The organism is Thiocystis minor (assembly GCF_016653465.1).
Lineage (GTDB): Bacteria > Pseudomonadota > Gammaproteobacteria > Chromatiales > Chromatiaceae > Chromatium > Chromatium minus.
On the sequence record NZ_NHSQ01000071.1, the window covers coordinates 1 to 15,044 of the forward strand.

Here is a 15,044-nt window from a genome sequence, read left to right on the forward strand (position 1 = left end):
AGCGTGGGCTGTCACCCTGGAACTACATCGCCGAGGTGATGACCGAGCGCCGCCAAGGGCATCCGGCTCCGATCCTGCCAGCGGCGGTTGCTGCCTAGTCAGCAGAGCAGTGGGTCAGAACGCTTACGCCAGGAGAGTATCGCGTTTCCTCGCGACGACCGGGCGGCTTCTCGGTTTCGTTCTTGATGGTCGGACATCGATTGTTCCTGTCAGAAAGGCGTTTTTATCTGGATTGATCGTTTAGCCAGTCTTGAGGGACGAGAAAACGCTCATAGAGTTCCGCCTCGGGGCTATCTGGTTCAGGCCGGAAGTCATAGCGCCAACTAACCTCGGGCGGCATGGAGACGAGAATGGATTCGGTGCGCCCGCCCGACTGGAGTCCGAAGAAGGTTCCACGATCATAGAGCAGATTGAACTCGACATAGCGTCCGCGGCGGTATTTCTGAAAGGCGCGTTCGCGCTCGCCATAGGTGGTGGCCCAACGACGCTGCACGATGGGGAGATAGCCCGGCAGGTAGCCATCGCCGATCGCGTGCAGGAAGGCGAAGCTGTGATCGAACCCGCCCTGATCGAAGTCATCGAAAAAGAGTCCGCCGACGCCGCGGGGCTCGTTGCGGTGCTTCAGGAAAAAATACTCGTCGCAGCCGCGTTTCAGGCGCGGATAGAGATCCTCGCCAAAAGGCTCGCAAATCGCGCGCGCGTTGCGGTGCCAGTGCACCACGTCCTCCTCGAAGCCATAGTAGGGCGTGAGATCGAAGCCGCCGCCGAACCACCAAACCGGCTCCGCCCCGGCTTTTTCGGCGATGAAAAAGCGCACGTTGAGATGCGACGTGGGGACATAGGGATTCCAGGGGTGCGCGACCAGCGAGACGCCCATGGCCTCGAAGCGCCGCCCGGCTAGCTCGGGCCGGCGGGCACTGGCGGACGGCGGGAGCCGTTCCCCGAAGACATGCGAGAAATTGATCCCGCACTGCTCGAAGACCAGGCCGTCGCGCATCACGCGAGTGCGACCGCCACCGCCATCCGGACGCTCCCAGGCATCCTCCCGGAAGCCCGCGCCGCCATCGGTGTCGTGCAGGGCATCGCGGATTTGGTTCTGTAGCGCCATCAGATAGTGTTTGACGGACTCGGTATCGGGTTGATTCGGCATCGCGGGAACCTCCTTGGAGAGCTGGCAATCGTGAGAAGATAGGGACGTTCCGAACGAATCCTTATCTCGGTTCAACCAACCAAGAGTTCAAACGCTAATGCCGCGCCGCGTCCTTATCCGGGTCTTATCCATCTTGTTGATCCTTGCCGTGACCGGCGCCGCGAGTCTGTACTGGCTTGCCAGGCGGGCCGAGCCGGTCTACAGCGGCACGTTGACCCTGACCGGCTTGACGAGCCCGGTGCGCGTCGGTTTCGGGCCGCATGCGGTGCCGACCATCGCGGCGGATAATCTCCAGGATCTGCTGTTCGCCCAGGGCTATGTCGTCGCCTCCGAGCGCCTGTGGCAGATGGATACGCTGCGCCGACTGGCCAGCGGTCGTCTGGCCGAGGTGTTTGGCGCGGATGCGCTCCCGGCGGATCGTTTTTTTCGGACCGTCGGACTCGCCCACGAGGCCCGGCGGACGCTGGAAAGCCTGGAGGCGTCCGACCGCGACTTGCTTGCGGCCTATGCGGCCGGGGTGAATGCCTATCGGAACGAGGCGCGCGCGCGGTTGCCGCTGGAATATCGGATTGCCGGTTTCGCGCCCGCACCCTGGCAGCCGGAGGACAGCTTGGTCATTGGCGGCTACATGGCCTGGACCCAGTCGTTCAACCTGCGCGCCGAGCTGACCTTTCTGCGTCTGGCGGCGCGGATCGGTCCCGCGCGGGCGCGCGAATTGTTCCCGACCGACGAGGGGATTCCCGCCCCCGATGTCTCTCCTGAACTGGTCCGGTATCTGTCCCCGAGCCCGTCGCGCAAGAGCCTGACGGAGGCTCCTTCGTTGGATTCGGCCTGTCGGCTGCCGGCGCGTTTCGGGCTGCCGATCCCCGGCGCCGCCAGCAACGCCTGGGTCGCGAACGGATCGCGCACCGCGACCGGGGCGGCCATGCTCGCCAACGATCCCCATCTGGCCCCGTCCATGCCGGGGATCTGGTATGAGTTGGAGTTGATCGCTCCCGAGCTGCATCTGTCGGGCGTGACCCTGCCGGGCGTGCCCTTGGTTCTGATCGGCCACAACGAGCACCTCGCCTGGGGTTTCACGAGTGCGATCGCCGACACGCAGGATCTCTTTGTCGAACGCGCCACGCCGGATGGTCGGGTGGAGCGCGCGGGAAGCGACCCGGAGCCGATCCTATCCCGCATCGAGCGCATTCCCGTCAAGGACGCGGAACCGGTCGAGCTGGCGGTTCGTCGCACCTCGCACGGGGTCATCGTCAATGGAATTCTGGGCGACGCGACCGACAGTCCCATGGATCTGCCCGGCCTGGACACCGCCGATCTGCTGGCGCTGCGACAGAACAACGATCTGCCGGATCTGAGCTTTGCGGCCATCCACCGGCTCGCGCGGTCCCGCACCCTGAGCGAGGCGCGCGAGGCCTCGACCGGATTCCGACAGGTCGCGTTGAATCTGATGCTGGCCCATCGCGACGGGGGGATTGCCTGGCAGGTTACGGGTCTGCTGCCGAAGCGAGGCAAGGGTTCCGGAGCATTCCCTTCGCCGGGTTGGCTGCCGGAGTACGCCTGGCGGGGATTCGTCCCGCAACGTCTTAACCCCGCCCAGACCGATCCCACTGGCGGCGCCTTGATCACCGCCAACAATCGCACCATTCCGGCGGATTATCCGGTCGCGGTCAGTCGCGCCTGGATGGCGCCCTACCGCGCCCAGCGAATCGCCGAACTGCTCGCTGGATCGCCGCCGCTGACGCCCGCGTCCATGGCCGACATTCAGCGCGATCGCCTGAGTCTTCAGGCGCGTCTGATGCAGCGGTCGCTGCGTCGGATCGAGATGGAGCTGCGGGCGGTCGACGCGCGCGCCTGGGACATCGCCAGCGACTCTCTGCTCGACTGGAACGGCGTCATGGATGGCGACAGTCCTTCGGCGGCCTTGTTCATCCTGCTGGAACCGGCGCTGTTCGAGGCGCTCTACGGAGATGAACTGGGCGAGGATCTGGCAGCACTGATGGAGATGGCCATGGTCGCCTACAACCCCCTGCAGGAGACGCTGCGCTCCGGCCAGTCCAGCTTCTGGGACGATGCCACGACACCCATGATCGAAACCCCAGCCGAGATCTGGGCGCGGGCGATCCTGGCGGCAACGGCGGACCTGAAGTCCCGCTCGGGGGTCTCGGGCAAGGCGCCTCTGGAGCGGATCCGCACCCTGACCTTTCCGCACGCCTTCGACAAGCTGCCTGTCCTCGGACCCTGGTTCAGCGTCGGTCCCATTGGGGTGGCTGGCGGCACGGATACCGTCAATGTCATGAAGGCAACGCCGCTGAAGCCCGAGCAGGCCCTGTTCGCGCCCTCCATGCGCGTGGTCGCGACCCCGGCGGACTGGACGCAGACCCGCGGCACTCTCCCGCTCGGCCAATCGGGACACCGCTTTTCGCCCTATCGGACCGATCAGCTCGATGACTGGCTGGCGGGAGACAGTCATCCCTGGCCCTGGAACGGACCGGTCGATGGCAATGTTGTGGGCCAGCTCCTGTTGATGCCGCTCGATTGAATTTGGCCGGCCATTCGCGATCAGGCGACGAACGGTCCAAACCATTCCGATCGGAATGGGTCTATAGATGGCTGGGGAAATTTACCCGAGCATCCTTTTTTCTCCATAGGAATTTCGATGACTCTCTACGGCATTCTCGATGTCAGCCTCTGGCAGGCAGTGCTTTTCACCCTCGTTCTGACGCATATCACCATCGCTGGCGTGACCATTTATCTGCACCGGGCGCAGGCTCATCGCGCACTCGAACTGCATCCCATCGTGGCGCATTTTTTTCGATTCTGGCTGTGGCTGACCACCGGCATGGTGACCCGCGAATGGGTGGCGGTGCATCGCCGTCATCACGCCAAATGCGAAACGGCCGAGGATCCGCATAGCCCGCGGGTGCTGGGGCTGCGCAAGGTCTTGACCGAGGGGGCCGAACTCTACGCCGAGGCCGCCGCCGATCGGTCAACGGTGGAGCGCTATGGCCAGGGCGCTCCCAACGACTGGCTGGAACGCCAGGTCTACAGCCGCTTCCGCTGGCAGGGGTTGGGTCTGATGCTGATCCTCGATCTGGCGTTGTTCGGCCTTTATGGTCTGGTGGTGTGGGCGGTGCAGATGCTGTGGATTCCGGTATGGGCCGCCGGTGTCGTCAATGGCGTTGGGCATTATTACGGCTATCGCAGCTACGAGTCGCCAGACGCCTCGACCAATTTCCTCCCCTGGGGCATCCTGATCGGCGGCGAGGAACTGCACAACAACCATCACGCCTATCCGAGTTCGGCACGTCTTTCCTCGCAGTGGTGGGAATTCGACATCGGCTGGCTGTATATCCGGATCCTCAGCGCCCTGCGTCTGGCCCACATCCGCCGGATCGCGCCCCAGCCGCGGGTCATCGCGGGGAAACAGCAACTGGATATGGAGACCCTGCGCGCCGTGATCCTGAGCCGGATGCATGTGTTTGCTCGCTATGGCAAAGAGGTCATGCGACCGGTTTCGCGGGACGCCTTGTGCCGTGACGCGGAGCATTGCCGACATCTGGTTCGAAGCGCCCAGCGTTTGCTGGTCAAGGAGGGGAAGTGGCTCGACGCTGGTGCCAGGGAGCGTCTGGAACAACTGCTGGCGCGGCATCGGACACTGGCCATCGTCTATCAGTTCCGAGAGCGTCTCCAAGAGGTCTGGGATCGTCAGGCGTCATCTCAGGAGGCACTGCTGACCGCCTTGCAGGACTGGTGTCAGCAGGCCGAGGCCAGCGGTATCGAGGCGCTGGAACGCTTTTCCCGCAATCTGCGGGGCTTTGCGTTGCAGGGAACGCCCGCGGTATAGGGTTTGCCCGAGCATGGACGGGCCGCACGCAAACCGCCATTCAGGATCAAAAACAGAAAACCCGCCTTTAGCGGGTTTTCTTGTCGCGGCAAGCCTTCAGTCCAGCCACGATCAGCGGAAGGATCAAGCTATTTGATCTTGCCTTCCTTATACATCACATGCTGGCGGATGACGGGATCGAATTTTTTGATCTCCATCTTGCCCGGCTGATTGCGCTTATTCTTGGTGGTCGTATAGAAATGACCGGTACCGGCGCTGGAGTTGAGGCGGATCTTGTCGCGTGCTGCCTTGGCCATGGATAAATCCTCCGGTTAGACCCGTTCGCCGCGGGCGCGGATTTCGCCGAGCACGGTGTCGATCCCTTTCTTGTCGATGATACGCATCCCGTTGGCGGAGACGCGCAGCTTCACGAAGCGTTTCTCGGCGGCGACCCAGAAGCGGTGGTCGTGGAGATTCGGCAGAAAGCGGCGTTTGGTCTTGTTGTTCGCGTGCGAGACGTTGTTGCCGGTGAGGGGACGTTTACCGGTAACCTGGCATACCTTGGACATGGCGGGAATCCCTACAAGTCGGCGAGAGTGATTCGGTACAGAAAGAAGCGGAATGCTATCAGCGGATTGAATGCAGCGCAAGCCCAGCTTGTATTACGATTTGTGGCGGAGTCGGTTCGCATCCGTTTTAGGCGCCCGGCTCAGGCTGGCCGGTGTTGCCGGCCAGCTCCACACTCGGTTCCGCGCCGGGCGTCGTCCGCGGCGCCAGCTCCCGCCGCCGCCACACCAGATAGATGGCCGGGATGACGAAGAGGCTGAGCAGGGGCGCGGTCAGCATCCCGCCGATCATGGGCGCGGCGATGCGGCGCATCACCTCCGAGCCCGTCCCCTGTCCGAACATGATCGGCAGCAGGCCGGCGATGATGACCGCGACCGTCATTGCTTTGGGCCGTACCCGCAGCACTGCGCCTTCCATGATGGCAGCCTTGAGATCGCCCGGATCGCGCAGCGCGCCCCGTTCGCGCCGCTCCTTGAGCGCGTTGTCGAGATAGACCAGCATCACCACGCCGAATTCGGCCGCGACCCCCGCCAGCGCGATGAAGCCGACCGCCACCGCGACCGACAGGTGATAGCCCAGGAACGCGATCAGCCAGAAGCCGCCGACCAGGGAGAAGGGCAGTGAGAGCATCACCAGCCACACCTCGCCGAGCCGGCGGAAGATCAGATAGAGCAGCACGAAGATGATGAGCAGGGTGAAAGGGACGACCTGGATCAATCGCTCCTTGACACGCAGCATGTACTCGTACTGACCCGACCAGGTGATGGAATAGCCCGGCGGGAGCTGGACCTGCTCGCGCACCCGGGCCTGGGCGGTGGCGACGTAGCTCCCCACATCGACTCCGCGGATGTCGACGAAGGTCCAGCCGTTGAGCCGGGCATTCTCGCTTTTGAGCATGGGCGGGCCGTCGACGATCTCGACCGCGGCGATCTGGTCCAGCGGGATTTGGGCGCCGGTTGGCGTCACGATCGGCAGCGCGCGCAGCTTCTGCACGTCGTCGCGCTCCTCGCGCGGGAAGCGCAGATTGACCGGGTAGCGCTCCAGTCCCTCGACGGTCTGGGTGATATTGATACCGCCCACGGCGGCGGCGACCAGGGCGTTGATGTCCGAAATATTGAGCCCGACCCGCGCCGCCGCCACCCGATCCGGGCGGATCTCGATATAGCGCCCGCCGGCGACCCGCTCGGAGAACACCGAGACGGTGCCCGGCACCTCCCGCACCACGCGTTCGATGGCCTGACCGATGCGCTCGATTTCCTCCAGGCTTGGCCCCGCCACCTTGATTCCGACCGGGGTCTTGATGCCGGTGGCGAGCATGTCGATGCGGGTTTTGATGGGCATCACCCAGGCATTGGTCACGCCGGGGAGATCCAGGGTGGCGTCCAATTCCTCGATCAGCCCCGCGAGCGTCAGGCCGGGCCGCCATTCATCGCGCGGCTTGAGCTGGATGACCGTCTCGATCATGGTCAGGGGCGCCGGATCGGTGGCCGTGTCGGCTCGGCCGATCTTGCCGAAGACCCGCGCGACCTCGGGCAGCGAGGCGATCAAGCGGTCGGTCTGCTGCAGCAACTCCTGCGCCTTGCCGATGGAGAGTCCCGGCAAGGTCGTCGGCATGTACATAAGATCGCCCTCGTCGAGCTCGGGCATGAATTCCGAGCCGAGCCCGGTGCCCAGCCGGTGGAGCCAAGGCACGCCTCCCGTCAGGTTGCGCCAGGTGTCCGTCAGCTCGTCCTGCCAGTCATCGATGCGGTCCAGAACTCTCGCCGTGCCTGCGTCTTCGCGCACCAGGCTGGCCGCCTGGAAGGGCCACTTCAACGGCGCGAGCAGGCCGCCGACACCGTAGAGCGGCAGCAGCAGACTGAGCACGATGGCCAGCGACGCCAGGATGGTCGTCCGCGGCGCCGCCAGCACGCCCCGCAGCAACGGGCGGTAGACCCAGATCAGCGCGCGGCTCAGGGGGTTCTTGTCCTCGCTCGGGATGCGCCCACGGATGAAATAGCCCATGAGCACCGGCACCAGGGTGACCGACAGCCCCGCCGCCGCGGCCATGGCATAGGTCTTGGTGAAGGCAAGCGGCGCGAACAGCCGCCCCTCCTGTGCCTCCAATGCGAAGACGGGAAGAAAGCTCAGGGTGATGATGAGCAGCGAAAAGAAAAGCGCCGGTCCCACCTCGACCGCGGCCTGAGCGATGACGCGCCAATGCACCTCGCCGCTTGGGGCCTCGCCATGAGTGCGGCGATAGCGCTCCAGATGTTTGTGGGCGTTTTCGATCATGACGATGGCCGCGTCGACCATGGCTCCGATGGCGATCGCGATCCCGCCCAGCGACATGATGTTGGCGTTGATCCCCTGGTGCTGCATCACGATGAAGGCGGTCAGAATCCCGAGCGGCAGGCTGACGATGGCGACGAAGGCCGAGCGCAGGTGGAACAGGAAGACCAGACACACCAGGGCGACGACGACAAATTCCTCCAGCAGCTTGTCCTTAAGGTTGTCTACCGCCCGCAGGATGAGTGCCGAGCGGTCGTAAGTCGTGACGATCTCGACGCCCTCGGGCAGTCCCTGGGCGAGCTGGTCCAGCTTGTCCTTGACCGCCGCGCTGGTGCTCAGCGCGTTTTCTCCGTAGCGCATGACGACGATCCCGCCCGCGACCTCGCCCTCGCCGTCGAGGTCCGCGACCGCGCGGCGCATTTCGGGGCCGATCTGGATCCGCGCCAGGTCGCGCAGCAGCAGCGGCGTTCCCTCGGAGGTCACCTCGACCGGAATCGTCTCGATATCGGCGACCGATTGAAGATAGCCGCGAGTACGGATCATGTACTCGGCCTCCGCCAGCTCCACGACCGAGCCGCCGACCTCCTGGTTGGCGTTGCGGATGGCGTTCGACAGCTTGGATAATGGGATGCCGTAGGCGCGCAGTTTCTCCGGGTCGGCAACGACCTGGTACTGACGCACCATGCCGCCCACGGAGGCGACCTCGGCCACGCCGGAGACGGTCTGCAGTTCGAATTTGAGGAACCAGTCCTGGAGGCTGCGCAACTGGGCCAGGTCGTGCCGGCCGCTGCGGTCCACCAGGGCGTAGCTGAAGACCCAGCCGACCCCGGTGGCATCCGGCCCCAGCCGCGGGCTCACGCCCGCGGGCAGGCGCGAGGCCGCCTGGTTCAGATATTCCAGCACCCGCGAGCGCGCCCAGTAGAGGTCCGTGCCATCCTTGAAGATGACATAGACGTAGGAGTCGCCGAAGAAGGAATAGCCGCGCACCGTCTGCGCCCCCGGCACCGCCAGCATGGTGGTGGTGATGGGGTAGGTGACCTGGTCCTCGACCACCCGCGGCGATTGGCCGGGGAAGCTGGTGCGGATGATGACCTGCACGTCGGAGAGGTCCGGGAGGGCGTCCAGCGGGGTTTGGCGGACCGCGAGGATCCCCCAGCCGGTGAGAATCAGAGTCGCGAGCAGAACCAGGAAGCGGTTGCGGATCGACCATTCGATGACCTTGTCCATGGGCTCACCGCATCCGCCGGAAGCTGGCCTGGAGGCTCGACTCGGAGTCGATCAGGAACTGGCCGGAGACGACGACCGCGTCGCCGAGCGCCAGACCCGAGAGAACCTCGATGTGCCCCTCGGCCTGCATCCCGGTCACGACGTCGACCGGCTGGAAGCGCCCTTCGCCGAGCGCCTTGACCACGCTCTCGCGCCGACCGGTCACGATCAGGGCGTCGCGTGGGATCTTGAGCACGTCGTTCATTGGGCCGCCCGCAATGACGACATCCGCGAACATATTGGGCTTAAGATCGAATTTCGGATTCGGGAAGACCAAGCGCACCCGCAGGCTGCGGGTCTGGGGATCCAGGTCCGGGTAGAGATAATCCACCACGCCCGTCCAGGTTCGCCCCGGATAGGCCGGCACCCGCATCGCGGCCGTCATGCCGGGCTTGACCCAGGCGATCTGATGCTCGAAGACGTCGACCATGACCCAGACGTCCGCCAGGGCGGCGATGGTGAACATCTCGCTCTCCGGCGTCACGTACATGCCCTCGCGGGCCATCATATTAGTGACAATCCCATCCGTCGGGGCCACCACCGGGATGGTATTGCGGGTCTGACGGGTCTTCTCGATGTCGCGGATCACGGTTTCGGGCACACCTAAGAGGCGCAAGAGGTTGCGCGCCTTGTCCGGGTCGACCTTGGGGACTCCGTCGCCGCGTCGTTCCAGGGCGATCAGAAAGTCCACTTGCGCGGAGAGGATGTCCGGGGCGTAGAAGTCCGCGAGCGTCTGGCCTTCCTTGACGGGCTCGCCCTCGGCGCGCAGGCTCAATCCCTCGATCCAGCCCGCCGCGCGCGGATGAATATGCGCGAGACGGGTCTCGTCGTAGGTGACCCGGCCGACGGCGCGCACCTCCCGGCGCAGGGCGCCACGCTCCACCTTGGCGGTGCGCACGCCCAGGTTTTGAACGATGGTGCCGCTGAGCGCGACCTCGGGGTGGGAGTCGAGCGTTGGAGACGCGGGCTTCGGGGTCATCCGCTTTTCGACCAGATTCATGCCGCAGATGGGGCAGGTTCCCGGTTGGTCCCGCACGATCTGAGGATGCATGGGGCAGACATAGGTGGGATCGAGGTGCTGGGCGGCGTGCTCCAGCGCCGTCTCCCGAGCGGGAGGCTGGGCGGTGCCGTCAGAGGTTTTACCGTCCTGGGTCGTCGGCCTGTCGCAACCGGTCAGGGCAGCGGAGATGAGCGCCAAGGCAGCGGCCCAGGCAAGGCACGCACCGGGACGGGCGATGGGGGATATCGACATGAGCGTCTCCTGCGGAGCCGCGCCGCGATGCTTTCGCCGCGCGGGCGAGCGTCAAGGGTTGGTCGCGGCACGCGGCCGCGATCATAAGGCGTCGTTCGCAAGGACGTCAGGCGCGCGGAGGTCGCTCGGGGATCCCGGGGACGAATTGGTAGAAGTGGCGTTCCGAGCCAGCAGCAAGGGTGTGTGAGCCGCATCGCTGGACGATCATGGGAGGAGATCCCATCGGTACGGCGATGGTGACTAGGCAGTGCAGGGCGCACTTGTGACAATCGAAACTCTTGGGATACGCCGGCTCCGGGATCGCGCGGCTCGGATGGTGCTGGCGACAAACCGCCGTTGACTTTCCGTTGACATCAGCCTCATGCCGGCAGTTCAGATCGGCGGACGCCCAGACCTGTATCTGCAGTACGAGTAGACAGAGTACCAGGAGCGTGGTCGACGGGCGTCGCGAAATCTTCATAGTCAAAAAGATAGGGACGAGCGGAAGCGTCTGCAACGCATTGTCATCCTCGCGTGCAATGAAAATCTTTTTGGAACACCAACCCACGGGAGCACCGCACGGAATGCCCAGCACGGACCACTTCAAGCCGCTCTTCAACCGCCGCCTGCTGGACGAAGCGCAACGCGGATTCACCCCCGTCCTCGACGAGGAACAGCGCCGCATCGTCGCCGGTTGGGCCGCGAGCGCCGGCACGGGCGCGCTGCTCGGCCAGAAGGAAAAGCCGCTCCAGGGTCAATTCCTGAGCCAGATCATCGACCGCCTGCTCGGCTATCGGCAGATCGTCGGTGCCGATGGGCTCCACCATCTGGAACCCGAGACCAGTTCCAAGGCGGTCAAGGGCTATCGTCCGCCGGATGCGCGGCTCGGTTGGTACGGCCCCGGTACGGGTTCGGGCGCGGTCATCGAGCGCCCCCGCGCCGTGCTGGAACTGAAATCCCCCGGCGCCGATCTGGACGCCCGGCAGGCGGCGGGCTATGGGCGGCTCACTCCGGTCGAGCAGGCGTTCGGCTATGCCGCCAGGGTCGACGGCTGCCGCTGGGTGCTGGTCGGCAACTTCATCGAGCTGCGTCTTTATCGCACCGATCGCGGCCAGGGCTATTGTCAGCGTTTCGACCTGGGCGCGCTCGCCGACCCCGAGCATCTGCACACCTTCCTGTTCCTGCTCGGCCGCGAAAACCTATTCGGAACCACGCCGGACAGCGAGAGCGCGGTCGAGCGTCTGGCCACCCACACCCATGTCGAAGAGGAGCGCATCGGCAAGGCGTTTTATGTCGTCTATCGCGATCTGCGCCTGGATCTCTTCGATCAGTTACGCCGCGACAACCCGCCGCCCGTCGACCGGGAGACGGATGTGCATGGCGTCCGTCTCCTGGAGTTGACCCAAAAGATCCTCGATCGCTGTCTCTTTATCTGCGTCTGCGAGGACACCGGACTCCTGCCACCCAAAGTGCTCCAGCAGGCGCTCGGCACCAAAAGCGAGGGCTTCGTCCCGGTCTCGCGCTGGCAGCAGTTGTGCGGCCTCTTCCGCGCCGTCGACCAGGGTCATCCGCCCCTGCGCATCAACGCCTACAACGGCGGACTCTTCGCCGCGGATCCCGCGCTCGACGCCCTGCGGGTGGCCGACGCGGGTCTGAATGGCATCGCGGCCCTTGCCGGTTACGACTTCGAGACCGATCTCAACGTCAACATCCTCGGGCACATCTTCGAGCAGTCGATCAGCGACCTGGAGTCGTTGCGCGCCGAGATTCGCGGCGAGAACGTGGACCGGCAGCGCTCGCGGCGCAAGCGCGACGGCATCTTCTACACCCCGGAGCCGATCACCCGCTTCATGGTCTCGCGCACCATCGGCGGCTGGCTCGCCGAGCGTCACGCCGAGATCGAGACCCGTCACCGCACCGGCAAGCCCGGCCCGCTGTCGAACGAGACCCGCCTGAAGGTCTGGGTCGATCTGCTTGAGGTGCTGGGCCGGATCAAGGTGCTGGATCTGGCGTGCGGCTCCGGGGCCTTTCTGGTCGCCGCCTTCGATTTTCTGATCGGCGAATACGAGCGGGTCAACCGCGCCATCGCCGAACTGCAAGGGACGCCCGCGCAGTTGGGGCTGTTCGACCTGAACCGCCAGATTCTGCAAGACAACCTCTTCGGCGTGGACCTCAATCCCGAGTCGGTGGAGATCACCAAGCTCAGTCTCTGGCTCAAGACCGCGCGCCAGGACAAGCCGCTCAACAACCTCGACGCCAACATCCGCTGCGGCAACTCGCTGGTGGAGCCGCCGCCGCCGGACGCCCCGCCCGCCCTCGTCGACGCCTTCGCCAAACTGCCGGCGGACACCCGCGCCTTCGACTGGCACGCCGCCTTTCCCGAGGTCATGGCCCAGGGCGGCTTCGACATCGTCGTCGGCAATCCGCCTTACGTGCGCCAGGAAGCGCTCGGCCCGCTCAAACCCTATCTGGCCGCGCGCTACGCCAGCTATCACGGGGTCGCCGATCTCTATGTCTATTTCTACGAGCGCGGCCTGGAACTGCTTGCGCCCCAGGGCAAGTTGAGCGACATCGTCACCAACAAATGGCTACGCGCCGGCTATGGCGAGCCACTGCGCCGGCTGTTCGCCGCGCGCGCTGAAATCGAGGAAATGCTCGATTTCGGCCACGCGCCCATTTTCGAGGACGCCGACACCTTCCCCTGCATCCTGGTCGCCCGCCACCGCGCCCCCGAGCCCGCGCCGGAGCCAGCGTTGGTACGGGTCTGCCCGATCCCGCGCGACCGTCCGGCCGAGCTGTCGCTGGACAACTATGTCCATGAGCACGGCTATCCGATCCCCTGGTCGCGCTACGGCGCCGAACCCTGGAGCCTGGAGCCGCCCGAGGTCGAGGATCTGATGGGCCGGCTGCGCGAGCGCGGGGTGCCGCTGGCCGAGTTCTTGGGGGTCAAGCCGTATCGCGGTGTTTTGACTGGATTCAACGAAGCCTTTCTGATCGACGAGACGACCCGCGCCGAGTTGATCCGCGACGATCCGGGCTGCGCCAGTATTATCAAGCCTTATCTGCGTGGGCAGGACATCGGGCGCTGGGTGCCGGATTGGCAGGGGCTCTGGATGATCTTTGCGCGTCGTGGTTTTGAGATCGATGCCTATCCGTCGATCCGGGCGCATCTGGAACGCTTCCGCGAGCGACTTGAGCCAAGGCCGGGCGATTGGGACGCAGCCAAGGATGGCGACTGGTCTGGGAGGAAACCGGGCCGCTATGCTTGGTACGAGATTCAGGACAGCGTCGAGTATTGGGAGAGTTTTGAGCGACCGAAAATCCTTTACCAAGAGATCCAGTTCCACCCCCAGTACGCCTTCTCCGATGGTGCGCTCTACGGCAACAACAAAGTCTTCCTGTTGCCAACTTCGGATCACTACCTGCTTGCCGTCCTCAACTCCCCGCTCCTCTGGTGGCACAACTGGCGCTATCTGCCGCACATGAAGGACGAGGCACTGAACCCGGCCGGCTTCCGCATGGAGACCCTGCCGATCGCCGATCCGCCCCCCGAACTCCGCCGCGAGGTCGAGGAACGGGCCGCCGCCGCCCTGGAGCTGACGCGCCTCACCCAGCAGGAATCCCGCGAACTGCTGACCTGGCTGCGTCTGGAATTGGGTGTGGAGAAGCCCGGCCAGCGTCTGGAGACCTTCGCCGACCTGACCGGCGAGGCGTTCGCCGCCGAGGTGCGCAAACGCCGCCCCAAGGGCGCGCCCCGTCTCACCCCCAAGACCCTGGCCGAGCTGACCGACACCCACCGCCACTACGCCACCGCCGAGCAGGCTCGCGCCGCCGAATTGCGCACCCTGGAGCGGCGGATGTCCGATCTGGTCATCCAGGCGTACCGGCTCACCGACGCGGAGATCGACCTGCTGTGGCGCACCGCACCGCCGCGGATGCCGGGCGCGCGATGAGCGAAGAGCCGCATTCAGCGAAGGAGGCGGCGCGGGAGACCTTGCAACATGCCCGCGACCATTCCCGGTGGCGGATGAAAAATCTCAACAGAAACAAGAAAGGAACCGAGAGGACGCTGCTGCGCCTGGACGCGTACCGGGACACGCCCGAAGTCGCCGACGTTCTCCGACGGACCCGTCAGAACCCCGGCCGGGTGGATAGTCGCGAGCTACACTACATGCAGAGAAAGTATCGCGACGGGCGCCCAATTCCCGACCTGGACGCCTTCGATGCGCTGTTTGCGCGCGTGCTCAATGACCCGCATGCCCGCGTCTATCGGAGTCATGGCGTGCGTTATCAGGTCCGTTCAGTCCGCGAGGGATGGATTGCGATTCTCGACCCGGATGGGACGCGCGTCAGTCTGTATCCCAATTTGAACGACGACTTTGGAGAGGCTTTATGGACGTTAAGCGACTTGATCCGCTGATGCGCTATCAGGAATACGCCGAGTATCAATTCTCGCTCGACGGCGAGGGTCTTGGCCTGCGAGCGGCGCGTGACGCCTTGAGCGAAGCTGTGGCGCAATCCCAAGATGTGCGCGAGCTTGACGAAATCGTCATCGAGGCCACTCAAGTCAACGAGTACATCAATCCGGGACTGCTGGAGGACGATGCCTCGCGTCCGCTCGCCCACTGGTGGTGGCACATCGGCAAGCTGCGCAACCGGACCTATCCCGCCCATCTGCTCCCGGAGCATCTGCGCGCCGTCTACGAACAGGCGGCGGACGAGGCGGCTTGATT

Annotated in this window: 10 protein-coding genes; 5 read left to right on the plus strand and 5 right to left on the minus strand. The window is 64.9% G+C overall.

Annotated features, from left to right (window positions below; all coding sequences use genetic code 11):
* Positions 1 to 223: 223 nt before the first annotated feature.
* A complete protein-coding gene (gene hemF, locus CCR95_RS09405; protein WP_201093802.1) occupies positions 224 to 1,150 on the minus strand; it encodes an oxygen-dependent coproporphyrinogen oxidase in 927 nt (308 codons plus the stop codon).
* 148 nt (positions 1,151 to 1,298) lie between these two features.
* Here hemF and CCR95_RS09410 point away from each other — a divergent pair, with 148 nt between their 5' ends.
* Together CCR95_RS09410 and CCR95_RS09415 are read left to right on the plus strand one after the other, a co-directional pair.
* Positions 1,299 to 3,692, plus strand: coding sequence for a penicillin acylase family protein (locus CCR95_RS09410; RefSeq protein ID WP_338115373.1), 2,394 nt, complete (start codon positions 1,299 to 1,301; stop codon positions 3,690 to 3,692).
* A gap of 117 nt (positions 3,693 to 3,809) precedes the next feature.
* Positions 3,810 to 4,997: a DesA family fatty acid desaturase gene (locus CCR95_RS09415; protein WP_201093804.1), complete on the plus strand. Its 1,188-nt coding sequence runs from the start codon at positions 3,810 to 3,812 to the stop codon at positions 4,995 to 4,997.
* A 128-nt stretch (positions 4,998 to 5,125) separates the two neighbouring features.
* Here the strand turns inward: CCR95_RS09415 and rpmG are convergent, their stop codons facing one another.
* The 4 genes from rpmG to CCR95_RS09435 all read right to left on the minus strand — a co-directional run bounded on the left by rpmG (position 5,126) and on the right by CCR95_RS09435 (position 10,332).
* Positions 5,126 to 5,293 (minus strand): 50S ribosomal protein L33, encoded by a 168-nt coding sequence (gene rpmG / locus CCR95_RS09420; protein ID WP_007193702.1) that lies wholly within the window; start codon positions 5,291 to 5,293, stop codon positions 5,126 to 5,128.
* 15 nt (positions 5,294 to 5,308) lie between these two features.
* Positions 5,309 to 5,545: a 50S ribosomal protein L28 gene (rpmB, locus tag CCR95_RS09425; protein WP_201093805.1), complete on the minus strand. Its 237-nt coding sequence runs from the start codon at positions 5,543 to 5,545 to the stop codon at positions 5,309 to 5,311.
* Between the two features lie 127 nt (positions 5,546 to 5,672).
* Positions 5,673 to 9,041 (minus strand): efflux RND transporter permease subunit, encoded by a 3,369-nt coding sequence (locus tag CCR95_RS09430; RefSeq protein ID WP_201093806.1) that lies wholly within the window; start codon positions 9,039 to 9,041, stop codon positions 5,673 to 5,675.
* A gap of 4 nt (positions 9,042 to 9,045) precedes the next feature.
* On the minus strand, positions 9,046 to 10,332 hold the full coding sequence (locus CCR95_RS09435; RefSeq protein ID WP_201093807.1) for an efflux RND transporter periplasmic adaptor subunit: 1,287 nt from the start codon (positions 10,330 to 10,332) through the stop codon (positions 9,046 to 9,048).
* Between the two features lie 563 nt (positions 10,333 to 10,895).
* Between CCR95_RS09435 and CCR95_RS09440 the strand changes: the two genes are divergently transcribed.
* The 3 genes from CCR95_RS09440 to CCR95_RS09450 are packed head-to-tail and all read left to right on the plus strand — an operon-like array spanning position 10,896 to position 15,042.
* Positions 10,896 to 14,264, plus strand: a complete 3,369-nt coding sequence (locus tag CCR95_RS09440; RefSeq protein ID WP_201093808.1) for an Eco57I restriction-modification methylase domain-containing protein — start codon at positions 10,896 to 10,898, stop codon at positions 14,262 to 14,264.
* Complete coding sequence (locus tag CCR95_RS09445; protein WP_201093810.1) at positions 14,261 to 14,731, plus strand: hypothetical protein; 471 nt, start codon at positions 14,261 to 14,263, stop codon at positions 14,729 to 14,731. The genes CCR95_RS09440 and CCR95_RS09445 overlap by 4 nt, the downstream gene beginning before the upstream one ends.
* The gene (locus tag CCR95_RS09450) at positions 14,704 to 15,042 is read left to right on the plus strand and encodes a hypothetical protein (RefSeq protein WP_201093812.1); all 339 of its coding nucleotides are present in this window, start codon (positions 14,704 to 14,706) and stop codon (positions 15,040 to 15,042) included. Before CCR95_RS09445 ends, CCR95_RS09450 begins: the two co-directional genes overlap by 28 nt.
* Positions 15,043 to 15,044 lie beyond the last annotated feature (2 nt).

What these genes read in the sequence shown, in the direction of transcription:
- hemF (WP_201093802.1), bottom strand. Translation starts at nt 1,150, where the DNA reads ATGCCGAATCAACCCGATACCGAGTCCGTCAAACACTATCTGATGGCG.
- CCR95_RS09415 (WP_201093804.1), top strand. Translation starts at nt 3,810, where the DNA reads ATGACTCTCTACGGCATTCTCGATGTCAGCCTCTGGCAGGCAGTGCTT.
- rpmG (WP_007193702.1), bottom strand. Translation starts at nt 5,293, where the DNA reads ATGGCCAAGGCAGCACGCGACAAGATCCGCCTCAACTCCAGCGCCGGT.
- rpmB (WP_201093805.1), bottom strand. Translation starts at nt 5,545, where the DNA reads ATGTCCAAGGTATGCCAGGTTACCGGTAAACGTCCCCTCACCGGCAAC.
- CCR95_RS09430 (WP_201093806.1), bottom strand. Translation starts at nt 9,041, where the DNA reads ATGGACAAGGTCATCGAATGGTCGATCCGCAACCGCTTCCTGGTTCTG.
- CCR95_RS09435 (WP_201093807.1), bottom strand. Translation starts at nt 10,332, where the DNA reads ATGTCGATATCCCCCATCGCCCGTCCCGGTGCGTGCCTTGCCTGGGCC.
- CCR95_RS09440 (WP_201093808.1), top strand. Translation starts at nt 10,896, where the DNA reads ATGCCCAGCACGGACCACTTCAAGCCGCTCTTCAACCGCCGCCTGCTG.
- CCR95_RS09445 (WP_201093810.1), top strand. Translation starts at nt 14,261, where the DNA reads ATGAGCGAAGAGCCGCATTCAGCGAAGGAGGCGGCGCGGGAGACCTTG.
- CCR95_RS09450 (WP_201093812.1), top strand. Translation starts at nt 14,704, where the DNA reads ATGGACGTTAAGCGACTTGATCCGCTGATGCGCTATCAGGAATACGCC.